Raw genomic sequence first — 23,356 nt, 5'->3', positions numbered from 1 at the left:
CTGGGGGCGTAATTGGCAAAAATAAGTGAAACACACATGGCTCAGCCTGATGTATCGGCACTTAAAAAAGCTTTATTATTAGGGCGCCAACTTGGGTTGAGTAGCGAAGATGAATATCGCCCAAGTAATTCGTCTATTGCAGAACGCGCTGAACACAGACAGCGTAAGCTCCTATGCCATTACCAACAAAATCTAGAAACTATCTACACTATTGCCCTAAGTCATACGCCATCTGATATCACAGGCGTCGATCTTGATCCAGATTGGACCCATCAATTCTTTCAACTTGCGGAACAAATCCATAATCGCAAGATGCAAGAATTATGGGGCCGCATCTTGGCTAACGAGATCACTAAACCGGGCAACTTTAGTCTTCGTACACTTTCAACGTTAAAAAAATTAACCCATAAAGAAGCATTAATTTTTGAAAAAGCGCTGGGAATGGCGGTTAAGATGAATGGTGAGTCTCGTTTAAAACTCATTAATGGTTATCGCTACACAGGGGCTATTGGTCAAATATTCCGCAAATCAGAGACCATCAATATTGGTTTTTCCAACTTCGGCATGCCCTATTCTCATATTTTGACCTTAGTTGATGTTGGCATATTACATCGTGGAGAGTTTGAAACAGGCTTACTGAACAACAAAAATCCCATCAATATTAAAATGTTGTCAGAAACAATGACACTCACCCCCAAGAGCGGACATCTATTATTTAACTATTATCGCTTAACACCTATTGGCGAAGAGTTAACTCAACTGATTCAACCTAAATACGATCCTGAATATGGTAAAGCGATACGCAACCTATTTGCTAAAGATTTTAAAGTTGAGTAAATCCAACACTCAACATAACTAAAGTCTATCTTCATATGTAAAATTCATCGACCCAATATTCATCTTATTTTGAGGTTGGAACCAATGCAAACTATCGGCAAGCTCAACAACTTCACCTATTATCATCAAAGCAGGCATTTTAAGCTCTGGATCAGACGCTAACAAATCAAGCTCCCCTAATGTTCCAATAAACCGTCGTTGATCAACGGTCGTTGCTTTAGAAACAATAGCCACTGGCGTATGACTCTGCCGTCCAGCGCCCATTAAGCCTTGTTTGATCACACCAGCATTAAGGATCCCCATATAAATAACCAAGGTATTATTGGGATTTGCATAACCTTGCCAATCCATAGGTCGACTCGCTAATTGACAATGGCCGGTAATAAAAGAAACACCTTGGGCGCAATCTCTATGTGTCAATGGGATCCCAGCATAAGCAGATGTACCACTGGCAGCGGTTATCCCCGGAACGACCTCAAATTCAAGGCCAGCTTCAACCAGACTTTGTAGCTCTTCTCCACCACGTCCAAAAATAAAAGGATCACCGCCTTTTAATCGAACCACATTCTTACGTGTAAAACCTTTGGTGACCAATAATTGATTGATATCACCTTGAGCAGCACTGTGTTTTCCTGCGCGTTTTCCTACCGCAATCTTTTCAGCATGTTGTGGGACAAGTGCCATAATCTCATTACTAACAAGTGCATCATAAAGCACCACATCAGCACTTTTTAAAATCCTATACGCCTTAAGAGTAAGCAACTCAACATCCCCAGGTCCAGCTCCAACTAACCACACTTTACCACCCGATTGTTGACCTGGTAATTTTACTACGTCCATCTCACTGCCCCACACATGATTCTGTAGAGTGAAATATACTCGTCAGTTAATAACTTAATAAATAGTTATTTCTTACTCTTTATTCCTTTTAGTTATTAAAAAGTAACTATCATCATTTAACATCAACAAATAAATCGTTAATCAAACGCCATTCACACCAGAAAAAAAACACAAACAAAAAACAATAAACAAATATACAAACAACAACTACCAAACTTGAGCGCATAAAGGTAACATCTGTTTTATAAAGAATAATGGTTATTTTTGATGGATCATTGATGAGAAAGCAAACCATACAAACATTACAGAACTTAGTCTTAATGCTGCTATTCATTACTTTTTCCCCCTCACGGGTTAATGCTCAAGATATGAACATAGAACACACATCCGACAACCGAGTCATAACAATGAAGCAAATGAATACGGATGAAGCTATAGATAAAACATCACTAGTCGATGATCGCGTCAACGATGAGCTCGCGACTTCTGAGCTGCCCTTTGTCATGACACCCCATAACGTTAACTATATTTTACCTGTAACTTATAATACGAGTCCCAATATGGCACCTTTTGAGAATGAAGCGGCTGACCATCAATTCACACTCGATAATATGGAGGCAAAATTTCAAATTAGTTTTAAATTCCCATTAATGTATAACGTCTTTGGTGATAATGGACACCTCTTTGTGGCCTACACGAATCAATCTTACTGGCAGGTTTATAACAAGGAAATTTCATCTCCTTTTCGTGAAACAAATCATGAACCTGAAATATTTATGATGTTCAGTAATGACGGGCAGATTGGCCTATTGCGTCATTCCTTCTGGGGAATTGGCTTCGCACACCAATCCAATGGTAAATCAGGTGATCTTTCTCGAAGTTGGAACCGTCTCTATGCTACATCTATATTTGATAGTGGTCCGTTTGCTTTAGCAACAAAGCTGTGGTGGCGTATACCTGAAGATGAGAAAGAAACACCATCATCTCCTAAAGGAGACGATAACCCTGATATTATAGATTACATGGGTAACCTTGAGTTAACCGGTATATACGGTATTGATGAACATCGATTTACTATGATGCTGAGAAACAACTTATCCAACCCTAATTATGGTGCTATAGAAGCCACATGGAGCTACCCTATCATCGGCCAGTTAAGATTTTACACTCAATATTTTAATGGCTATGGAGAGAGCCTCATTGATTACAATACGCACAACCAACGCATTGGGATCGGTGTATCTATCAATGATATTCTGTAATATATTATTCAAGTTTTATTGTCACTAAATCCATATCGCCACGACAAATAATAAGCGACGTCACTGACAATAAAAAGACATTTTAATGAGCAAGGTTCACCATGCAAAATAAAGAAAAATATACACAAAAAGCCAATAATTTCAATCGTGGGGCACTGCGCATGACGGTCACTATGTTAAGAGATAGAAACCCGGCATTAGCCCTACTTGTACAAAATCAGATGTTCGATCCCATTAATCCTCAAGCAGATAACAACCCAAATCCCAGAGACAATTTTAAGGTTGAACTCCCCCCTTTAGACATAAGGCATATAGTAGAAACCTTAACGGCTAAGCAACTGGAGTCGAATATCGATCCTGGGACCAACATGCTGATTAAGTCACTCATCATCGATTGGATGAACTACGCAAATATGCTCATTGAGCTAGCAAATAACGAAAATACACCCTAGAGTTATTCATATAAACAGCCACCAATTATCACCACCTTCGACACCAGCTGCAGTGTGGTAACCTAATAAAATAGAATAAAAACCTCAGGTATAGAGCATATGAAAAATTTTTTAAACATGATATTAATCATAGTATTTACTACCCCACTAACCGTGACGGCCAGTGATCTTAACGTCGGTGATACCGCGCCAAATTTTAAGCTTCAATCGACTGATGGCGATTTTTATCAACTCAGTGATTACCTCGGGAAACAAACGGTAGTACTCGCTTGGTATCCGATGGCAAATACCCATGGTTGTACGCTTGAGTGCCGCTCTCTGGTTCAAAAAGGGCATCTCATCCGTGAGTATAATGCAGTATATATGATGGCCAGTGTCGATGATTTAGAAGACAATCAAGATTTTGCAAAAAAACAAAAAGCCGATTTCCCTATGTTAAGCGATCCAACTAAAGAGACCGCTAAGGCTTATGATGTGCTGAACTTTATTCGTGTAGCCAGCAGAATGACTTTCTACATAGGTAAGAATGGTAAAATTTTAAAAATAGATGAAGACATCAATGCAGAAACAGCGGCTGAAAACATAGCCGCAAACCTGCAAGCATTAGGCATAGAAAAAAGCGCTAAATAATGGCACTCTAGATCCTAGGATCTAGAGATTTTAATCTTCGTCAGCATCCCTTATACGTGCTTTACGTTCTTGCTCTTCGTCAAAAGCAGCTTCAATTTCAGCAAGAATAGATCCGACATCCGCTTGTTTGTTGCTTTCTATAAACTTGCCAGTTAGATCTGTCTCAGTGTTGAGTTTGCCAGTCTCAAAGAGTGCCCACATCTCTTTGGCATATTTAGTCTCGAGTAACTCAGGCGCAAACTGACCATAGTATTGCGTCATGTTATTCACATCACGCTCAAGCATGCGTTTAGCATTATTATTGGCTGCAGCATCAACGGCTTGAGGTAAATCAATGATCACTGGGCCTGTGCCATCTAATAAGACATTAAACTCAGACAAATCGCCATGAATCAGTCCAACGCACAACATACGTTGCACATCCTTCATTACCGATTTATGTTGCTCTAAAGCCTGCTCTAAGGTCAAAGTCACATCATTTAATCGTGGAGCAACAAAGCCTTCATCATCAGTAATAAGCTCCATGAGTAGTACGCCATCGAAACAGCCATAGGGCTTTGGTACGCGAACACCAGCATCATCTAAACGAAATAAAGCATCGACTTCAGCATTTTGCCAGGCTGACTCTTGCTCTACACGGCCAAATTTAGACCCCTTCTCCATCGCTCTAGCACGGCGGCTATTACGGCTCTTACGCCCCTCTCTATATTGAACTGCTTGCTTAAAGCTGCGTTGCTCTGCTTCTTTATATATTTTTGCACAACGGACATCGTCACCACATCGGACAACGAACACATCGGCTTCTTTGCCACTCATCAATGGACGAAGGACTTCATCTACTAAGCCTTCATTTACGAGAGGCTGGATACGTTTCGGAATTTTCATAGCGCCCTTATACCTTACTTAAGGCTGAGATGGAATATTAAACCCATTAATTGTTAAATATTATGCCACTAAAATTAAATCCCATCTGACAAAAAAATATTAATCGATCTAAAAATAAAAATATTACATAAGAAATTCAAATGCTAAATCATAAGCTTTACCAAGATCAACGGTTTTGGGCTTGATACCTTTAAACTCAGAGGCTTTTTTATCTGTCGCCCTAACTGTTGCAGCATGAACACTGTCAACTTTTACAGTAGCGAGCGCTAAAATAATACCTTCCATTAAAAAAGTTCCCGCCCCACCAGCAGCTTGACCTGATGTCGCTCTGCGATTGACCACTATCTGTTTAACATTATTTTCAGCACAGTAACGGCTAATAGCAGCACCGAACTGAACAACATCGCTCTGACTCGGGTTTTTAATCAATATGAGTTTATTGATGTTAGATACTACCAGCTCGTGATCTGTACGCGAACCAAGTAATGTGACCAGACGAACTTCATTGGCCTTTAAAAACATTCCCGTTACTGACATAAAATCAACTCACTCCCTATTGTCAAAAAAAGAGCCAGCTTAGCTGGCTCTTTTTACTATCTTACCATGGTAACTTACTGACCAGATGGTACAATTTTACTATCAAAAGATGAATCGAACACAATGCCATTAGGATTAACATCGATTCCCATTGTCATCTGCATGTCATCATTTGCCATCATCGACAACTCTTCAGGTACCTGCTCTCCGGCCATCTCAGCCAAGGCGATGAGAGGAGAGACCATCTTACCATAATTAGCAGAAAGAGAATAAATGCCATTATGACTTAGGGCTTCATTAGCAAGTTCATTCGCTTTAGCTTCTCCAGCGTCACCAGTAAAAACCACTAAATGATGACCTTTAATGGCCATTTGAGGCTTAATGCCATACTCTGCAGGCACTGGAAGTAGGTAAGAAAGATCAATCGCATCACCATTGTCATTTAGCTTTACATCCGCTAATTCCGGCACAAAAGGTTTCACCATATTAAATAACGAACTTGGATTATCTGCAGATAAGCTTATAAGCGCATCGACACTTTTTAGTGCCGGATTATCTTTATCATCGCTAAACTGGTAATCAATAAGTGAGACAGCAAGCCCTTTAACACCATTCGCCATCCCAGTAAACATACCTAACATTGCTGGACTTTGACCTGACATGCTTTCTTGTACCTGTTGTAATACTTGACATTGATACTTAGGTGCAGACATTTCATCCCATATTGAGGTTAGTGCAGGCACAAACTGGTTCAGCTCAATGCCTAACCCCATAGAAAATACCGAGTCGCTTCCATTGCGAATATAGTCAGGGATAAAGCCCCTCATCGATGAAAGTGCATCGAGCATTACCTGATTTTTACTCTCAATAATACTGGTCATGTTTATCTTGCTTTGCGTCTCACTAATAGACCCATTATTAGCGCCAAATACAGTACGCGGCCAATTAGTCGCAATCGCTGATAGCTCAGTGTGGCACTGCTCAGATCGGACCATAGCAAAAGGATCTTCCCCTTCTTGCTCAGCAAAAGCCGTCAATTGCCTTGCTAATTGATTGCCATCTTTAGTGGTTATGGCTTTTATCAATTCTTGATGATTGATATATCCTATGCTGTCTCCACTAAACCCATGTGTTTTGATGATATCTTCCACGATACCTGCATCCGCCAAAGAATGTGACACAGGTAAGAGCCCTAACGCTGTTTCTAAGGTACTTGGTTCGTTAAAAGAAGTATCAAATGTCACTGTCAATATGCCATCTGCAATCGCAAAAATGAGTGCAACACTGACATCTTCATCTTTATCAGTCAGCTTATAGGCACGATAATCTCGCCCCTTTACGCTTCGCTTATCATGCGTAAAGCCACTCTCTTTTTCAGCCTTATCCAACACGCTCCAGATCGCTTCAGGTTTTTCTACTTCAAGCTTAATGACAGGCAACATACCTAAAGTATAAAAGTAGCTATGTACTTTATCTGGAAGACCAAAGCTTGCAACAAACTCATCGCCACTTTTCATACTTTTCATATAAGTTTTCGCCAAACTCAACATAAACTTAGATCTAGCATCATCAGAGTTGTTCAACTCAGTAAACATATCATCGTTATAAGTTTGATAACCATCAGAAATAGAGTTGATATAAGCGTTAATAGGAAAAGGGGTTAATTGGCCTACAAAGAATGGCGTATCAGCAGGCACAGAGGCTAATATAGAATGACTGTCACTATTGGCTGTTTCACCTTGTTGGTTAGCCCAATAAGCACCTGCACCAGCCGCAACCACGGCGGCAGCAATTAATATCTTCTTCATTTATAAACTCCATTAACATTATTGTATCTAAGGTGTGCTTATGACCAAGTGACTTCAAGCTACTCATCTCAGGGCTTCCGTAGAATGGCTGAACAAGGCCGTAATTGAAAAAGAGGGAGTCACTTGTTGCACTTAAATTAACTTCAACCCAAAACAAAATTCTCAGGAAAACTCTCAGAATCAAGTCGCCACGTTTTTTGATATATACCCTAACATCTTCTCTAAAGGCATTTATGGGCTCAATGACTATATGAAGCCTATATTACCATTGAAAGTAGACCATGACATCGTTGCAAGCATGTAACTGATAGCGGCTCATACAGGGAACAATGGCACTTTAATTTGATTAAAAATTTAGAATAGTGCGTTTATTGTGCATCCCGACGATTACGGTCACTCAAAAATACAATCAAATCGAAAAGACACCTTGCTTGAAATAACCGATGTAGATACGGTTTTGATCTTCGATTTCAAGGCAAAGTGTCACAAAATCAAAATATGGACTTTATTCTAAGGCCAACTTTTTTATGGGGTTACGATATTAAACACCCCTTTTGGTTTGTCCAGTAGTCTAAAGAAGTTAACTAAATCTAGCTTACTCCCTTCAATAGTTAACTCATCTGAAAATAGCATGTCCTTAGCACCCGCACTGCCAATGATGATATCAATGAAGAGTTCATGACTAATGCTCAATGTGGCATTGGCATCAGCGGCTTTAGTCGCTTTACTATGATGCAATACCGAGTTTTTCAACTCTAAGACATAGTTTTCATTCAAATCTGTAAAATAAATATTCAATAATAACTCCTCACCAAAAGCATCAGGGCCTATCACTCGTGACGCCATGGATTGAAAGAAGTTATCTACCGGCGAGTGCAGTAAAACTTGTTTCATCGAAGCCAAATCCATGCCCTTATCGGGTGTACCATGGCGTAATTCATACGCTGCAGAAAGATAAACATCACGCCAAGGTGCCGATTCAGCTTGATATCCCAACTGATCATAAGTGTTGGCCAATAAGGTTTTAACCTGTTTATTTTCACTGTCTGCAAACACAGCATGATTTAACAGCTCAGCTGTCCAGCGGTAATCTCCTTTTATATAGGCAGCCTCAGCATGCTGCAACACAGCGTCGACCCCCCCAATTAGCTCAACATACTTAATCGCGGCATTTTCCTCTGGTAGCGGATCGAGATTAGCGGGATTCGCGTCATACCAGCCAAGATATGCTTGGTACACTGCTTTAGCATTATGCTTGACCGTACCGTAGTAGCCTCGAATAGAGAATGTGTTTGATAATGAGGGTGGAAGTATTAATTGCTCAGCAATTTCATTGGCCGTCAATCCAGCATTGAGCATACGTACAGATTGATCGTGAATATATTTATAGATATCTCGTTGCTTCTCAAGAAAATCATTAATCGCATCCTGTCCCCAAATAGGCCAATGATGACTACCAAAATATATCTTAGCCTCTTTTTGATGTGTTAACGCATCGTCAATTGAGCGGCTCCACTGCAGAGCATCCCTGACCTTCGCACCTCTTAGCGTATAAAGGTTGTGCATCGTTTTAGAGACCAATTCAGCACCACAATATGCCTGCTGCTCGGGTAGGTAAAAGGTAAACTCAGCAGGCGCTTCTGATCCGGACACGATTTGAAAATCAAATTGCACCCCATCAATAATGTGTGACTCATCGGTGGCGACCGAAATTGTCGGCGCTAAAATGCTAAAAGTACCAAAGGCTGGCTCTTTACCTAAACCTGAATCGATATGTCCCCGTTCACTTCGCGGTAAACGTTTGCCATACATATACATAGCACGGCGGGTCATGGCAGTGCCAGCCATAACATTTTCACTTGTTGCTTCATGCATAAACCCCGCTGGAGCGACGATATCAATTGTCGTTAATTTTGCTTCTGCTGCGGTCTTAAATAAACCTAATACGCCACCAAAGTGATCCATATGGCTATGAGTAAACACAATGGCAGATATGGGTTTTTCACCTAACTGTTGATTGACAAAATCAATAGCAGCACGAGCCGTTTCAGCCGTTGTCAGAGGGTCAACAATGATCCAACCACTTTTGCCCGCTATCAGTGTCATATTGGCCAGATCGAAACCACGGATCTGATAAATCCCCTTCGCCACTTCGAACAAACCTTGAATATTGTTAAGGCTGGCTTGGCGCCACAAACTTGGATTAACGCTCTTGGGTGACTCTCCTCCAATAAAGTCATATTCTGGCGTATTCCAGATCGTTCGTCCTGCAGGGGACGTAAGTTTCAAATCGGGAAGACTGGCAATAAAACCACGCTTAGCATCAATAAAATCTTGTTTATCATCAAATGGAAGCTGATTAAGTAACTGACGGTTCACCTCAATAGTGTGATCTGATGCTGACGAAAAACCGTGAGCATCTACAATAGAGACACCACCTTCAGTCGCAGATATCGAACTTTCTGGCGTACAAGCCACCAACAATAAGCTCACCGCACAGAGCAGAGAAAAACGACACTGAGTATCAAACTTTCTCTGTACCAATGTAAAACTAGCCTTACAATGTAGACTGGTACTGTTTGCAGTGGACAAACGTAAATTAAACATAAAAACAAACCTTAAAAACAATTAGCGAACTAAAGATGGTATAAATTAACATAAATAAGGTTGTCATTTCCCACTAACAGATTGTTAATGACTTACTGCAATAGATATATTTCATTTCACAAGCTCATTTTTGCCACCGACTTCCATAAACACCAATGTCACGCTCAATTCACATCAAAAAAATTACCCTTAACAAATGTTTTATAAACACATCCGCAGCGAGTTAACATTAGAAATTAAATGGCAACCAAAGTAACGATGCCCTCGCAAAGAAAATGCAATCATAAATAAGAAGTGTAATAATTAAGGCTTATCAACACGCGATATAAAGCTAATCGTTAAGGAGAAATGGATATGATGGCTTTACTCTTTTTTTTATATTTAATCACTATGCTTTTTGCATTAAAAGGCAAGCGAACGCTGTCTTGTTATAGCTTTATAATGTCGCTAATAGTGAGCCTGTTTTGGTTCTCACACCACGCCACAGATACATTAATGATTTTACTCTAGGGAGGCCAATATGACTGAATCACTTGCCCGTCAACTCAATGCACTCGGCGCAATTGCTATTTCTTTGGTCTTAGCATTTGCCTTTTATTCTCAATTCATCAATGCTGAGCTGCCTTGTCCATTATGCTTGCTACAGCGAGTCGGATTTATCGCCGTTTTATTTGGCTTGCTCTGTAATATTATTTACGGCCCAAGAAGTCTACATTATAGTTTTATGCTATTAGGAGCTCTGTTTGGCGCTGCTGTTGCATTAAGGCAAGTCGCTTTACATGTGATCCCCGGTACGCCATTTTACGGTGACCCTTTTTTATCATACCATTTCTATACTTGGGCCTTTATTAGCTTTTCACTGGTGATTTTAGGCACCAGTATCATGCTCTCATTTTCATCTCAGTACCAAGATGTTAAATATCTTTCACTTGCAAAAATGCCCTTGTTGAGTAAGTTTGCCGTGGTCATAACACTGGCAATCACATTACTCAATGTACTCAGTACATTTGCAGAATGTGGCCCGTTTGAATGTCCTGCAAATCCCGTCAGCTACTGGTTATTTAGCTAAGCTGAACTCCCAATCATAAATATTAGGTTAAGGACACATTCAATATAGTGAGGTGAGCACGTTTAAATGCTCATCTCATTCTCTTATCGTTTCTTTATCTGTTATGACGAGTCAAAAAATTACCTTTCAAACTGAAATAGACATTTTTTCAACAGCTGATTTAAATGAAATTTATCGACATCAGTTAAGGCTCCCATCAACTTATTTTGCGTCTCAACATGAGATTCTATGACCTTATCGATCAGAGTTAGCCCCGAGTCAGAGAGTGCAACAGATACGCTACGACGATCTTGTTTACTGTGTACTCTCACAATTAAAGCTTTAGATTCAAGCCTATCTAAGCGATGAGTCATCGCACCTGATGTTAACATCATAGAAGCAAGTAATGCTGAAGGAGTTAAGCAATAGTCACCACCAGAGCGACGCAATGTAGCCAATACATCGAACTCTCCAGCTTTTAATTCATGTTCGTTATGACAAACCGCGATTCCCTGCTCTAAGTGCTTAGATAATCGTGCTAATCGTCCCATTGAAGCCATTGATAAAGTGTCAAGTTGAGGTTTCTCTTTAGCCCATTGCTCAACGACATTATCGACGCTATCTAGACCCTCTGGTGTATGGTTAGGCATTATTATTTCATCTTCAATTAAAATCTTAATAAAAAGATACTTGATAAAAAGATACTTTACAATAACAAGTATCTGGCGCAGACTAAAAGTAACTTAACGCGAAGATACTTTACATAAGACATTAATGAATATTCTACTTGCCATGATCCCTGCTTTTTTCTGGGGTACCACATACGCTGTCAGCCAGTTTTCGTTAACTGATTGGCCTCCTTTATTATTGGGCGCACTACGTGCATTACCTGCTGGATTGCTGCTATTTGCTATTAAACCCACTTTTCTGAAAAAACAGGACTGGTGGGTATTATGTCGTCTTGGCGCCATTAATATTGCCGCTTTCTTTAGCTTTATTTTTATCATGGCCCAGACATTACCAGCTGCAATCTCAGGTGTGGGTATGCTCTGTGTTCCAGTTTTTGCCATGCTCTTTCATTGGGCTGTCAGCGGGGGTAAGCCTAATCCAGTGCAGGCTTTTTTTGCAGGTCTATTAATTGTACTGGCTTGGTTTTTATTTGATCCCAGCTCAATCTCTCTCAATCTTATAGGCTTACTCGCTATGCTAGCTGCCATAATGTGCATTATTATCGGCAGTCGCATCACTAAATCTTTAGGCGATCGCCTCCATTGGTGGACAATTTTAAGCTGGCAATTAATCATAGGTGGCAGCTTACTTTCAATAGCGGTTTTATGTCACTCTTTTTATTCACCGGCCGCTTACATAAAAGTAGTTGACGAATTCAGCCAAAATAATGCCGCCGGACTACTATGGATAATACTACTCAATACCGCCTTAGGTTACAGTCTGTATGTTTGGTTATTGCAAAGAATGAGCGTAGTAGACTTTACCTTTGGTGGAATAGCTAACCCAGTAGCAGGGATAGTTTCAGGCATGTTGCTATTAAATGAAGCTTTCACTCTCACTCAATATCTATTGATGGCAAGTATGATTTTAACCTCGCTGATGCCACAAATAATACTGATAATAAAAGAGAAAATGATTAAAAATAAATACGATACCTCAACAACAATGGGATAAATGACTTGCTTATGCACATATGACTTTCTAAACAATCATATGTGCATTGACCCTATTAACCTGAACTCAGGAATAGCGGATATCTTTTATAGCTTATTACTGAGATCTAGGGTTGAATAACACCACACACCAAGCGTGCACCTCCGCCACCTAATGCTTGGGGATGATCAGCATGATTATCACCGCCAGCATGTATCATTAACGCTCGGCCTGATAAATCAGTAAGCTTAATCCGAGGAGAAGATACTGGCTGTACAGCATTGCCATTCATATCCACGTACAAGGGAGGTAAATCGCCTAAATGATTATTGTTAGACCATGGATATCCATGTTGGCCTGTTTTAGTAGGATCATAATGCCCCCCCGCTGCGCCACCTAAAATTGTTTGATTATTTTTTTCTGAAGTCTCACACGATGGGTTTACATGTACATGAAACCCATGCAAACCTGCTGGTAAACCTGATAACTGTGGAGTAAAAACTACACCGTAGTCACTTTGTGCTATCAATATACGGCCAACTATTTCGCCTGAATTTAAATCTTTCATGTTAACAGAAAGATTTTCTGCACTAAGACCAGTTGACGCTAACAATAAAGTGGTAAGTAAAAGTTTATTCATCATAAAATACCCTGATTAGAATTGGTGTATTTATAACATGAAATAAAACCCAGCAAACATGATTAATAACGAACGTCCTAATCTAATTTTGAGATTAAGTAGGGTAATTTAAAAAGAGTAGAGCAGATTTAGCTATCACGTTAAATCGTTATCTATTTAGCACACAAGCTCACCCATGATTCATTAAGCAACACACACATCGCTTACTTCAGCATTAAATATAAAGCTTTTAATATCTGTATTGAAAGTTGTAATGATTGACAGTATCGAAATACTGACAGAAGACAAGCTAAAAATAAATTGAGTATCATTATTAGTCAGAGCACCCAAGCCACCACTAACGACTAAACCTATAGGTAATAGTGCACTACACATAGTCATTAAAAGACTCATCACTCGTCCACGAAGTTGCGTAGGGGTCTTTGTTTGAAACAATGTCATTGCTTGGAGATTAAATATACCGAAACTTAATCCAACGATAAACAAAGCAACAAATGAAAGGTAAGGTAAAAGACTGTAACTAAGTAACATTACACCACACGAAAGCAAAATCATGGCGCCAAACATTACAGCAGATCGCCGATGACCATCCACATTTATTCTTGCTGAAATCCAATACCCAAAAATACTACCAAACGCCATAGCTGCTAATAAAAATCCATACCATTGTGACCCTTCCAATAGTTGCTCTGTCACATAAAATGGTAAAAGCAACATAATAGGAGCAATGAAAAAATTGACAGAAGACGCAAAGAGCATGCTTTGAAACATACCTTTATTACCTTTAACATAATTAAGTCCATCGATTAGATGTGATTTATGTTGTTCATATCCAATTTTCCCATTGTCTTTTCTTTCAATAAATTTAGGATCATGTTTAATAAATGACTCACTAAAAGCAGATATAAAATAAGAAATAGCATCTAAAAAAAGTAACACTGGAGCACCTAATACACGATAAAGTACTCCCCCAATTGCTTGACCTACTATATTTGTACATTGAGTTGATGATTGAAAAAATGCAACTGTTTTAGAAAGCTTTTCAGTAGCAACAAGATCAGGAATAAATGCATCAATGGCAGGTTGAAAGAAAGCCTTCGATATTCCATTAATAAAAGATACTATCGTAAAAAGCACAACAATTAACGTCTGATTAGCATACTCGCTAAAAATCATTATAGATAAAAAAAGAACAGTCATACCCCGAATCAGATCAGTCACTATTATTATTTTTTTTCTTGAGAATTGGTCAGCGATGACACCAGCAATAGGGCCAAAAAATAAATTAGGTAATATAGATAATGTTAACATTAGACTCATCAATACCGATAAGCCTGTATTATCCATAAGCCAAAACATCATTACTATCAAATAAGCTTGAGTACCTAATTGACTGATTAATTGACCTTGCCATAATAGAAATATATTTTTATTCAATTAAAATCCTTTTTATAAAAAGTAATGGTAAGCCAAAACTTAATCGCTACTTAGCTGTGAAAAATGTAGACCTATTTTTGAATTGCACAGCAGCAAGAATACACCGTTTTACTTGAGCTGCATACTTCTGTGAAGTGTATTTTTAATTCAACTAGCACAGTGGCAAAATCGGCCCATTACTGAGCACTCAATAACGTCCACACTTGGCCTAATTAATGTGTATTTTTAGTATGTTAACCCCTTATCTTAACTGAATACTAAAGTCGTTATGCACACAGTAACCATCATGTTTAATAGACACTATATTGATAAAATCAGGAGCATTTACGAGGACGAAAGATCACACCATAAAAGTAAGGTGTGACAATGTCATACTAGGCTGAATAAAGAACAATTTTATTCTTTAGCAGCCGAGTTGTGTTTGAGGAAGTCCGTTCTCTCAATTTATAGCTGTAAATTTTTAGTTTGCGACAGAACCAATAACCAAAACAAGCTGACCCATAGACCGGCCAATGATTGTTCTATCTATCCAATAATCCCGAAAGAAAATACCAAGCTATGAAGTGTAGATATAAGTTCTGAATCAGCATGAGTTGTAATGAAACTTATGATCTGAGCTTTATCGTCGGCTAGCAATCCCAAAACCTGATCCTTGCCAGCACCGAGGAGTTCATGTCCTTCTTCTACAACATCAATAATACCCCTACAGTCTGGGTGATATGGATATACCCTACAATCAACTTCGTTTGCAAACATAGTAAAACGCCTTCAATTTTTGTTAAATGATTTTAGATCGCTATTTGTGAAGGACCAATAGATATCTTCACACCCAAGTGCTGAGACTTCACAAGGAGGGGCGACTCCCACCCCAAGAAAGCAACATATTTTTTATGAATATACACTTAAAATAGTGAAGCACAACACTAAAGAATGATAAAACCTTATAATTGTACACATTTAGTTCTCATTACAGATTTAACCTAATACGACTTCACATCTCTACTTTGGAGAGTGATGGGACATTACTATCTTGCTTTAACAAGGAGCCGTTTTACGATATTTATCTCTGCTATGAATTGCCTGAAAAATGATTGAACGCAGAGCAAAGATACATCCATTGGCTAAGATGATTTTGGACAAAAATGAGTTAATTTGTCGGATAACAAGTTTTAAATATCTTTTGGTTGGGTTCATTGGGCAGGTTGGGTGTTTGATTGGCTTATTGATGGCCAAAGTTTCAAATTTTATTAATCACCTGCCGTGGGCCTATGTGTAGACACTTCTGCGAGACGCTGTGAAGCCATCCATGGCCGCTTTACGGTTTCATCCTTGAAACCGAAACTCACAGCCGTATCTACACCTTTGTTAAAAGCAAAGCCTTGTTTCTTCGATTGAGATTTTATGATTGCTAACGCGGTTTTGGACAAAAATGGGTTAACTTGTCGGATAACAAGTTTTAAATATCTTTTTAGCTTGGGTTCATTGGGCAGGTTTAGTGTTTGATTGGCTTATTGATGAACCAAAGCATCATTGGTGTTTATTGCTTGCAGCAGGCTTATGTGTAAACACTTCTGTGACACGCCGCAAGCACAATCCATGTGGACTCTACCGTGGCATCCTTGCCACGGAAGGTCACAGCCGGGTTCACACCTCTGTAAAAGCAAAGCATGGTTTCTTCGATTTTGATTCTTGGTTGCTAACACTATTATGGACAGAAATCGTTTATGGCTTGGACTCTAGCCGATGACTCTTTGATTAGGAAATATATGGCAATCGTATGCTCGATAACGTCGCGCTCTACGACAAATTTGTCCAATCTTGTTAACCATCGACCTCAGGCTTTTCCCTCTTTGATTTAGCGAATTTATTCAAACCCACCTCTATCAACCAACCATCCAGTTCTTCATCAACGACATTAATATTTCTCCTGAGCGCGTTGATTACTGTCCCTATCTCATAACTAGACCTTATTTGTCCGTTTTCGCTGCATGCCTTAATTATTTGTTGTATTTGATCTTTGCTGTAATCACCTACATACCTTATGACTGTTAAGGCAAAGTCATTTGCTTGTTCAAAGTTCAGTGATTCCGAATATAACTCAATAATTCGATCACTTACTTGTAGAGGTGGTCTATAAAAGGAGGAATTACTTAATTCTACGATAGTAGTCTCCTGTAATCGCTTTTCTGCGGTTTTTTGCAAATCTGAAATTGACAAAAATAGACCTATATTTTCGAGTTGATCCTCAGGCAAAAATTCAACATAGGATTGAAATTTTTGCTGGAGGTCAACATCCAAGTATGACCAAATATCTTCAAAAAAACTAATTAAGAGGGTAATTCGATCAATATGTTGATCTCCTAAGGGCCGAACTATGTTTGATAATTTTAGTCCTAGAGTGCTTCTATATATCTGCCTATGAATTATATCTATAGCATTAAGGGCTGCTGAGATTCGGAGTATTTCCTTGGTATCCTCAGCGTCATTTATCAGCTTTTTCAAAAGCACAACAACGAAATTTCGTATGAGGCTCTCTCTCGCTTTCTTTAGCGGGCTGTTTTCAAATGCAATAACAGCTTTTTTGATATCTATTGGAAAATACTCTGATTCAACTTCTGAGGTTAAAGAATCTAGTGCATATTTACCTTGAGCGGGCGGATATTGAAGTAAATGCTCCACGGCTGACCTTATGTGCATTCTTGCCAGCTCAGCGGATGGATTGAAAACCTCGCCATCTGCTGTCATCGATGGATGAGCACATCTATTTCTATCTTCTTGTAATCGATCTAAGTCGATAAACTCTACAGGTGATATTAATTCAAATTTATCTCTACAAACGGCTATGATCTCTCTTTCAAACTTTAAGGAGTTTGCAATATCGCCGATTCTTCTCGCCTTTTCAAAGTTTTCAATCTGTTTTTTAGCTTCTTGATCCCCAGCAAGTGATAACTCTTTTAATTTATCTAAGATATCAAAAGACACTGCAATCCATGTTGATACGATTGCAGATCGAAAAGCGCCTGCTTTATAGCAGATAACAGATTCTCTTATATAATTCTTAGCCTTTTGATCTCGACATTTTAAAACAAGTTCATCAAGATCTGATAATGGAGATGCCATTTCATCCTCCTAGGTGGTTTACGTCTTAGTATTTGTGCGTTGCGCGTTTATCACTTGTCTCGTATCACCTGTGAAACGAGCAAACGAAAGCTTTTATGACGTTGACATTACAACACCTCTATTTAGGTGGCCAAATTAACTATGCCACTTCAAGGCGTTCATTGACCGTTTTGTTAGGCTTTTATTGCGATTAACCTTTGAGCTTCACTTAATGCACTTTTTAGTGAATCAACTTCTTTGGGTTTTTGCTCCGCGCTAGCCGGGGCATATATTTCAAGGCCCATTAACCCGCCAGAAACAGTTTTGGTAAGTACTTCTATGTCTATACCCTTATTATGTGCTTCGACGAGAACTCCAGTAAGTGCGTTCATGTTGCTTCCTTTTAAACAGTAGTATTAAAAAATAAAAGGCAGGACAGGAATATTTTTTATCTTTTATGCGATCCACCCTTATTCAAAATCACATTCAACCTAGAAGTGCTGCAAAGATTTCAGTTAGCTACCGTCTTGGATTATCATTGTCCAAGTTTTTATTTAATTATTTTTAACATATCCTCGTGGTTAGAATATGTCCATAAGCCTTATGGACTGTCTTAAGCATTCTGCTAGATAAATCACAAATAAAGTTCAATCGAAGAGACTCGTTTGCTTGAAATAACGGGAAAGAGATGGGACCGGCATAACGTTATAGACTACACAAAAGCCTTTTAGCATTAGCTTTTCTATAGCCAAAGCTTTACTTGCCCCATTTACCTTTTGAATTACGAAACGGATAAAGGGGCACAAACGATTTAGAAAACGAACAACCACAAACGAACAATTAAGCTCAATCGAAGAGACACGCTTGCTTGAAATAACGGGTGTAGATACGGCTGTGAGCTTCCAAAACAAGGACGTTTTGGCAGAGCCCACACGGAAGTGCTTGCGGCGTCTCACAGAAGTATCTGCACTTAAGCCTGCGGCAGGCAATAGGTAGCAATGTAAGTGAAGTTTTTAAACACATTTCCAAATACCAACTCAGCCGGAAGCTCACAAAAAATGTAATCAATCTTCATTCGAAGGCTAGATGATTTTGGGGCAAAAATACTTTAGAGTAACGACTCACATCATCATATAAATGTTCATTACTATCTTGCTTTAACAAGAAAAGTGTTTCATATCTAATACTTCTTGGATTCAACTCATAAGTGAACCTGAATAAGTAACAGAAGATAAGAGATCAGCTCGCTATATGCTAATCACTTTTTCTCCAGCAAGAAAGCGATGATAAAAACATACAGTCAGAGCCAAATCGAAGAGTAACGTTTACTTTACGAGCAGGTATAAATACGGCTACAAAGAGGATAATTTAATGACGTTACAGCCCAATTCCCCAATGGTCACGACAACATGGCTCGAACAACATTTAGATAATAAAGAACTGATCCTATTAGATGCCAGTATGAGTAAGATTGTCGGTAAAAAACCACTCCTCTATGAGACCTTTAGCTGCATTTGTGGAGCACAGAAGCTAGATCTTGAAAATGAACTTTGTGATCTGACATCGTCTCAAAACAACGCATTTCCTACAGCAGATCAATTTGTCAATATTATCTCTGAATTAGGAATTACTCAGAAAAGCTTAGTGGTTATTTATGATAATCAAGGTATTTACTCATCACCAAGAGCATGGTGGATTTTCAAGACTATGGGGTTTGGTCATGTTTATGTACTCGACGGTGGATTACCCCAATGGTTAGCTGAAGGCAGAGCAACAACAAATCGTTTTTTACCTGTTGCTACTCCAGCTTTATCTTTAAGGCATGCAAACAAAAGTCAGGTAAAAATGCAGCATGCATGGGTGTGTGATTCAGCCTATTTACTTGATCAATTGACTAATGATCAAATAAATATTTTCGATGCCCGTGGAGCGGAGCGTTTTTTAGGGCAGTCTTCTGAGCCTAGGAAAGGTGTACGTTGTGGGCATATTCCCAATTCCATTAACCTACCTTTCTCTCAAGTTTTACAAGGACACCGCCTAAAAACGACGGAGGAATTGAAACACATTTTTATCAGGTTAATCAAAGAGCAAGATGTTCAGCGTATATTTAGTTGCGGCTCTGGGATCACCGCCTGTATTTTAATCTTAGCCTCTGTTGAGTCTGGTTATCATCACAATGTACTCTACGACGGTTCTTGGGCCGAATGGGGTAGTGATCATACACTGCCAGTAGAGTGGTAAGAAAAGTCACTCACTTTGTAAAACCGAATGCCCCTTAAATATCGGCTGGTTTATGGCTTTGACCATCACCATAAAACCATCACCATGGCATAAATAAAAAATGAAGAAATAGGTGATTTCCTCCTAAAATGTTATTATTACTCTAGTGTTTTTTAGAGAATTTTTTTATGAATATAGTCGGTGACTCAGAACATTTTAAACAGCCCTTTGATCATGATGAAGATTATGTCAGTAGAGCCGAAGCCAAACGTGAAATAGCCGTTTACCAAGAACTGGGGGTGAAACTTGTTTCACTCAGTAAAAGTCAGTTAATCAAATTAGAACTTGATGAACTGATATATGACAATGTACTAAAAACTAAAATAATAAAAATCAATACTGAGGCGTACCGTCGCCAATTACAGTTTATTGGTAAATTAATGCGCAATATTGATATCGAAGCGTTACAACTAGAAATCAAAAACGTATTAAATCAAAACAGTAATGAAAGTGCTAAGCAAAACGTCGCTGAAAAGCTAAAAGATCAATTGCTTACAGAAGGTGATAGCGCAGTTCAAGCGCTAGTTGAAAAATACCCTGTTTTAGAAAGACAAAAGTTGCGCCAACTTATTCGTCAATCTAACAAGGAATTGGCAAAAACACCTGACCAAGCCTCTAAAGCTGCAGTAGAGCTGGTAAAGTATTTACGTACAGAAATCGCTGAATAATTTATTTTTTGTCACAAAATTCTTGAAATAAGACCTATACTCTAATACTTACATGAGTTTACGTCACAAGGATGTTGCTGATGCGACTGATAAAAACGGCTCTTGCTCTCCCTATTACCCTTATCGCCCTTAGTTTTCTTGGGGGCTGTAACGGTTCTTCAGATGATACCAGCTGTGAAGAAACTACGGGAGAATATGCCATATCGCTAAGTTATAAAAACCTAGTTAATGGCCAATGTACCGACACAACCAGTGCTCTTAGTTTTCCAAGCAATGTGAGTATCTGTGCTGTAGCCAAGTTAACTCAAGGTGGCAGATCACGCTGTGGCGGCTTAATCAATTTCAGTGCCAGTCTAGGCACAATATCTCCGACAACGAAACTCACTAATTCAAGCGGTCTTGCCGAAGTCATTCTTGCCCCAGATGCTGACACTCAAGGTGCTGGGACCGTAACAGCAGAATTCGATACTCAAGCTGATGAGAATAATCTTATTACCGCCAACCGTAATTATGAATTTGTTGATAGTGGCGGAACATCCTCTACAAATGTTGCTAAAATCAGTGCAAGTATCCAGCTAGGTGCAATCACAGTCACCCAATTTAAAGTGGATGAAACCGTGCAACTCCAAGCACAATTTTTAGACGCATCAAGCATCGGAATAGCAGGACAACTCACGACATTTACTGCAGGCAGCGCCACACTCACCCCTGATACTGCACTGACTAATGAACAAGGCATAGCTCAGATCAGCTTTACCCCCACAGAGAGCGAACTTGGGGCAACGAATCTTAATGTTGCACTGACATATCAAGGTCAAAGCTTTCAAAGTAACAGCCTATATGAGGTACTGTCTATCGATGCTATAGGTGGTGATGGCGTACTAAAATTGGGTCACTTCGGTGAAGATAATCAATTTATCGAAGGTCAATTAGCCACCACACTTGCACTAACAGATGGCAAGTACATCATCAGTGCAGGAGGTAATTTAGGTGTCACAGCAACACTCATCAGTCAAGCTAACGATGGGACAATCACTCGAGTTCAAACACCTTCATCCATCAGCTTTAGTTCTGATTGTGTCAGCAGTAGTAATGCCAGTATCGACACTCCAGTGACAACACTTTCTGGAGACGCGAGATCGACATTCCAAGATACCAGCTGTAGTGGCAATAGTGAACGGGATGACATCATTAGTGCAAGCACCTTAGCGGGAAACCAAACATTGACCGCCAACCTTCTTTTCACCTTAGAGCGCCAAACACTGGCTAATATCAGCTTTGTCTCTGCCGAACCGACCAATATCCGCATTAAAGGTGCTGGTGGCACTGACAGCACAGAATCTTCACTCGTGACGTTTAAAGTCACCAGTGCCAATGGTCAACCGACAGCGCAACAAGAGGTCAATTTTAGCTTGGACACAGTCGTTGGCGGTCTGAGCTTCGCCAATGGCCTTAGCACAGCAGAAGGACTAACCAATTCAGCAGGGATTGTGAGTGTACGGATACTTTCAAGTACCGTCCCAACTCCAGTACGCGTGGTGGCTTCAGCAAAAGATAGCAGTACTAATAAAACGATCACAACCCAGTCTGAACTACTCACTGTCAATACGGGTTTGCCACAACAGTTAGGATTTAGTATATCGAGTGCAATGTTTAATCCTGAAGCTAATGACTCTAATGGTGAAACAACTTCTATCACTGCCTATGCATCAGATAACTTTGGTAACCCAGCACCCGATGACACTGTCGTGCAATTCACCGCTGAAGGAGGTCAAATTGAATCTAATTGCACCATGGTCAACGGCATGTGTTCTGTGGTTTGGACATCCGCTAATCCAAGGGTTACAGATCACCGTATCACTATCCTTGCTTATGCATTAGGCCATGAGACCTTTTTTGATACGAATGGCAATAATATTTTTGATGAGAGCGATGGTGCCGCCGTCGATGCTTGTTTAACGGTTAACGGTATACTACAAACATGCAGTGGGAATGGTATGGATATAGAAACCTATGTTGCTAATGGTTTTAACGATTTACCTGACGCTTTCCGCGATGACAATGAAAACTTTACCTTTGATGCAGGTGAGAGATACTTCAATACACAAGCAAACACAACCTACGGCTCACGCGACTCACTATTTAACGGACCACAGTGTGAAGGTAGTCTATGTGGCAAAGATCAGGCTAATAAAATCTATATTCGTAAAGCATTAGTCATGGTGATGTCAGGTTCAACCGCACGTTTTATTATTAAACAAGGCAATACTAAAGTGTTTGATAGCACTGATGGTACAAACATAACGCTCAGCGCCATTGCTGCAGGGGCGTCCTCTGGGTTTAGTGTACAGTTTTTCGATAGTGCAGGTCAGATCATGCCTGCAAATTCAAATCTGAGTGTATCGATTAATAACGGTACATTAGATTTTTCACCTTATTCGGTGAAAAACACCATCAGTGGTAAGAGCGATTGCCTTGCCAACATATCTGACACCTGTGGTAGCACAACTGTCTTTACCTTAACCAATAATATCGACCCGACAAGTACTGGAGAACCATCACAGGCAAGCAACATCACCATTGAGTTAATCACGCCAAATGAGGTTAAATCAAGCGTGGTACTCACTGTTGAATTAACCGGTACTTGATACCTGAATTTATGAT

General features: G+C 39.5%; 22 protein-coding genes. 10 read left to right on the top strand and 12 right to left on the bottom strand.

The genetic code is table 11. The annotated features are described in order from the left end of the window. Positions 1-36: 36 nt before the first annotated feature. On the top strand, positions 37-837 hold the full coding sequence (locus HQQ94_RS04495) for a TIGR03899 family protein (RefSeq protein ID WP_173296517.1): 801 nt from the start codon (positions 37-39) through the stop codon (positions 835-837). A gap of 18 nt (positions 838-855) precedes the next feature. Here HQQ94_RS04495 and cobA read toward each other — a convergent pair whose 3' ends face one another. Then, positions 856-1,677 carry a uroporphyrinogen-III C-methyltransferase gene (gene cobA, locus HQQ94_RS04490; protein WP_173293288.1) on the bottom strand — a complete coding sequence of 274 codons (822 nt, stop codon included), beginning with the start codon at positions 1,675-1,677 and terminating at the stop codon, positions 856-858. A 407-nt stretch (positions 1,678-2,084) separates the two neighbouring features. Between cobA and HQQ94_RS04485 the strand changes: the two genes are divergently transcribed. The 3 genes from HQQ94_RS04485 (at position 2,085) to HQQ94_RS04475 (ending at position 4,021) form a co-directional block, all read left to right on the top strand. Beyond that, on the top strand, positions 2,085-2,939 hold the full coding sequence (locus HQQ94_RS04485; RefSeq protein ID WP_173296516.1) for a phospholipase A: 855 nt from the start codon (positions 2,085-2,087) through the stop codon (positions 2,937-2,939). A 101-nt stretch (positions 2,940-3,040) separates the two neighbouring features. Then, complete coding sequence (locus tag HQQ94_RS04480; protein WP_173293287.1) at positions 3,041-3,391, top strand: hypothetical protein; 351 nt, start codon at positions 3,041-3,043, stop codon at positions 3,389-3,391. Between the two features lie 99 nt (positions 3,392-3,490). Continuing rightward, a complete protein-coding gene (locus tag HQQ94_RS04475; protein ID WP_173293286.1) occupies positions 3,491-4,021 on the top strand; it encodes a redoxin domain-containing protein in 531 nt (176 codons plus the stop codon). A gap of 30 nt (positions 4,022-4,051) precedes the next feature. Here the strand turns inward: HQQ94_RS04475 and HQQ94_RS04470 are convergent, their stop codons facing one another. The 4 genes from HQQ94_RS04470 to HQQ94_RS04455 all read right to left on the bottom strand — a co-directional run bounded on the left by HQQ94_RS04470 (position 4,052) and on the right by HQQ94_RS04455 (position 9,858). Then, complete coding sequence (locus HQQ94_RS04470; RefSeq protein ID WP_173293285.1) at positions 4,052-4,906, bottom strand: PA4780 family RIO1-like protein kinase; 855 nt, start codon at positions 4,904-4,906, stop codon at positions 4,052-4,054. 123 nt (positions 4,907-5,029) lie between these two features. Further along, complete coding sequence (locus HQQ94_RS04465; protein WP_173293284.1) at positions 5,030-5,443, bottom strand: DUF3010 family protein; 414 nt, start codon at positions 5,441-5,443, stop codon at positions 5,030-5,032. A gap of 74 nt (positions 5,444-5,517) precedes the next feature. Then, positions 5,518-7,251 carry a hypothetical protein gene (locus HQQ94_RS04460; protein ID WP_173293283.1) on the bottom strand — a complete coding sequence of 578 codons (1,734 nt, stop codon included), beginning with the start codon at positions 7,249-7,251 and terminating at the stop codon, positions 5,518-5,520. Between the two features lie 525 nt (positions 7,252-7,776). Beyond that, a complete protein-coding gene (locus HQQ94_RS04455) occupies positions 7,777-9,858 on the bottom strand; it encodes an alkyl/aryl-sulfatase (protein WP_173293282.1) in 2,082 nt (693 codons plus the stop codon). Between the two features lie 348 nt (positions 9,859-10,206). Between HQQ94_RS04455 and HQQ94_RS22455 the strand changes: the two genes are divergently transcribed. After that, a complete protein-coding gene (locus HQQ94_RS22455) occupies positions 10,207-10,368 on the top strand; it encodes a DUF5993 family protein (protein ID WP_309247234.1) in 162 nt (53 codons plus the stop codon). A gap of 10 nt (positions 10,369-10,378) precedes the next feature. Then, a complete protein-coding gene (locus tag HQQ94_RS04450) occupies positions 10,379-10,927 on the top strand; it encodes a disulfide bond formation protein B (RefSeq protein ID WP_173293281.1) in 549 nt (182 codons plus the stop codon). Between the two features lie 119 nt (positions 10,928-11,046). On the opposite strand, the gene HQQ94_RS04445 is transcribed toward HQQ94_RS04450, so the two are convergent. Next, positions 11,047-11,556 carry a MarR family winged helix-turn-helix transcriptional regulator gene (locus HQQ94_RS04445; protein ID WP_173293280.1) on the bottom strand — a complete coding sequence of 170 codons (510 nt, stop codon included), beginning with the start codon at positions 11,554-11,556 and terminating at the stop codon, positions 11,047-11,049. Between the two features lie 124 nt (positions 11,557-11,680). Between HQQ94_RS04445 and HQQ94_RS04440 the strand changes: the two genes are divergently transcribed. Beyond that, complete coding sequence (locus tag HQQ94_RS04440; RefSeq protein ID WP_173293279.1) at positions 11,681-12,589, top strand: DMT family transporter; 909 nt, start codon at positions 11,681-11,683, stop codon at positions 12,587-12,589. A 106-nt stretch (positions 12,590-12,695) separates the two neighbouring features. On the opposite strand, the gene HQQ94_RS04435 is transcribed toward HQQ94_RS04440, so the two are convergent. The 6 genes from HQQ94_RS04435 to HQQ94_RS04410 all read right to left on the bottom strand — a co-directional run bounded on the left by HQQ94_RS04435 (position 12,696) and on the right by HQQ94_RS04410 (position 18,136). Beyond that, positions 12,696-13,208: a superoxide dismutase family protein gene (locus HQQ94_RS04435; protein WP_217274120.1), complete on the bottom strand. Its 513-nt coding sequence runs from the start codon at positions 13,206-13,208 to the stop codon at positions 12,696-12,698. A gap of 183 nt (positions 13,209-13,391) precedes the next feature. Beyond that, entirely contained in the window at positions 13,392-14,645 is a 1,254-nt protein-coding gene (locus HQQ94_RS04430) for an MFS transporter (RefSeq protein WP_173293277.1), read from the bottom strand. A gap of 525 nt (positions 14,646-15,170) precedes the next feature. Continuing rightward, positions 15,171-15,401: a hypothetical protein gene (locus HQQ94_RS04425; protein ID WP_173293276.1), complete on the bottom strand. Its 231-nt coding sequence runs from the start codon at positions 15,399-15,401 to the stop codon at positions 15,171-15,173. Positions 15,402-15,892: 491 nt separating this feature from the next. Next, positions 15,893-16,072 (bottom strand): hypothetical protein, encoded by a 180-nt coding sequence (locus HQQ94_RS04420; protein WP_173293275.1) that lies wholly within the window; start codon positions 16,070-16,072, stop codon positions 15,893-15,895. Positions 16,073-16,466: 394 nt separating this feature from the next. After that, positions 16,467-17,765, bottom strand: a complete 1,299-nt coding sequence (locus HQQ94_RS04415) for a hypothetical protein (protein ID WP_173293274.1) — start codon at positions 17,763-17,765, stop codon at positions 16,467-16,469. A 173-nt stretch (positions 17,766-17,938) separates the two neighbouring features. Then, positions 17,939-18,136 (bottom strand): hypothetical protein, encoded by a 198-nt coding sequence (locus HQQ94_RS04410; RefSeq protein ID WP_173293273.1) that lies wholly within the window; start codon positions 18,134-18,136, stop codon positions 17,939-17,941. A 979-nt stretch (positions 18,137-19,115) separates the two neighbouring features. Between HQQ94_RS04410 and HQQ94_RS04405 the strand changes: the two genes are divergently transcribed. From HQQ94_RS04405 to HQQ94_RS04395, 3 genes are all read left to right on the top strand, one after another. Further along, positions 19,116-19,985 (top strand): sulfurtransferase, encoded by an 870-nt coding sequence (locus tag HQQ94_RS04405; RefSeq protein ID WP_173293272.1) that lies wholly within the window; start codon positions 19,116-19,118, stop codon positions 19,983-19,985. 167 nt (positions 19,986-20,152) lie between these two features. Continuing rightward, positions 20,153-20,692, top strand: coding sequence for a ribosome biogenesis factor YjgA (yjgA, locus tag HQQ94_RS04400; RefSeq protein WP_173293271.1), 540 nt, complete (start codon positions 20,153-20,155; stop codon positions 20,690-20,692). 80 nt (positions 20,693-20,772) lie between these two features. After that, positions 20,773-23,340 (top strand): Ig-like domain-containing protein, encoded by a 2,568-nt coding sequence (locus HQQ94_RS04395; RefSeq protein ID WP_173293270.1) that lies wholly within the window; start codon positions 20,773-20,775, stop codon positions 23,338-23,340. Positions 23,341-23,356 lie beyond the last annotated feature (16 nt).

This window comes from Shewanella sp. VB17 (genome assembly GCF_013248905.1).
In the GTDB taxonomy this organism is placed as follows: domain Bacteria; phylum Pseudomonadota; class Gammaproteobacteria; order Enterobacterales; family Shewanellaceae; genus Shewanella.
Note: the sequence above shows the minus strand (reverse complement) of the source record. Positions and strands in the feature narration are given on the sequence as shown.

What these genes read in the sequence shown, in the direction of transcription:
- HQQ94_RS04395 (WP_173293270.1), top strand. Translation starts at nt 20,773, where the DNA reads ATGCGACTGATAAAAACGGCTCTTGCTCTCCCTATTACCCTTATCGCC.
- HQQ94_RS04475 (WP_173293286.1), top strand. Translation starts at nt 3,491, where the DNA reads ATGAAAAATTTTTTAAACATGATATTAATCATAGTATTTACTACCCCA.
- HQQ94_RS04445 (WP_173293280.1), bottom strand. Translation starts at nt 11,556, where the DNA reads ATGCCTAACCATACACCAGAGGGTCTAGATAGCGTCGATAATGTCGTT.
- cobA (WP_173293288.1), bottom strand. Translation starts at nt 1,677, where the DNA reads ATGGACGTAGTAAAATTACCAGGTCAACAATCGGGTGGTAAAGTGTGG.
- HQQ94_RS04410 (WP_173293273.1), bottom strand. Translation starts at nt 18,136, where the DNA reads ATGAACGCACTTACTGGAGTTCTCGTCGAAGCACATAATAAGGGTATA.
- HQQ94_RS04460 (WP_173293283.1), bottom strand. Translation starts at nt 7,251, where the DNA reads ATGAAGAAGATATTAATTGCTGCCGCCGTGGTTGCGGCTGGTGCAGGT.
- HQQ94_RS04470 (WP_173293285.1), bottom strand. Translation starts at nt 4,906, where the DNA reads ATGAAAATTCCGAAACGTATCCAGCCTCTCGTAAATGAAGGCTTAGTA.
- HQQ94_RS04455 (WP_173293282.1), bottom strand. Translation starts at nt 9,858, where the DNA reads ATGTTTAATTTACGTTTGTCCACTGCAAACAGTACCAGTCTACATTGT.
- HQQ94_RS04465 (WP_173293284.1), bottom strand. Translation starts at nt 5,443, where the DNA reads ATGTCAGTAACGGGAATGTTTTTAAAGGCCAATGAAGTTCGTCTGGTC.
- HQQ94_RS04415 (WP_173293274.1), bottom strand. Translation starts at nt 17,765, where the DNA reads ATGGCATCTCCATTATCAGATCTTGATGAACTTGTTTTAAAATGTCGA.
- HQQ94_RS04425 (WP_173293276.1), bottom strand. Translation starts at nt 15,401, where the DNA reads ATGTTTGCAAACGAAGTTGATTGTAGGGTATATCCATATCACCCAGAC.
- HQQ94_RS22455 (WP_309247234.1), top strand. Translation starts at nt 10,207, where the DNA reads ATGGATATGATGGCTTTACTCTTTTTTTTATATTTAATCACTATGCTT.
- HQQ94_RS04495 (WP_173296517.1), top strand. Translation starts at nt 37, where the DNA reads ATGGCTCAGCCTGATGTATCGGCACTTAAAAAAGCTTTATTATTAGGG.
- HQQ94_RS04435 (WP_217274120.1), bottom strand. Translation starts at nt 13,208, where the DNA reads ATGAATAAACTTTTACTTACCACTTTATTGTTAGCGTCAACTGGTCTT.
- HQQ94_RS04480 (WP_173293287.1), top strand. Translation starts at nt 3,041, where the DNA reads ATGCAAAATAAAGAAAAATATACACAAAAAGCCAATAATTTCAATCGT.
- HQQ94_RS04405 (WP_173293272.1), top strand. Translation starts at nt 19,116, where the DNA reads ATGACGTTACAGCCCAATTCCCCAATGGTCACGACAACATGGCTCGAA.
- HQQ94_RS04450 (WP_173293281.1), top strand. Translation starts at nt 10,379, where the DNA reads ATGACTGAATCACTTGCCCGTCAACTCAATGCACTCGGCGCAATTGCT.
- HQQ94_RS04440 (WP_173293279.1), top strand. Translation starts at nt 11,681, where the DNA reads ATGAATATTCTACTTGCCATGATCCCTGCTTTTTTCTGGGGTACCACA.
- yjgA (WP_173293271.1), top strand. Translation starts at nt 20,153, where the DNA reads ATGAATATAGTCGGTGACTCAGAACATTTTAAACAGCCCTTTGATCAT.
- HQQ94_RS04485 (WP_173296516.1), top strand. Translation starts at nt 2,085, where the DNA reads ATGAAGCAAATGAATACGGATGAAGCTATAGATAAAACATCACTAGTC.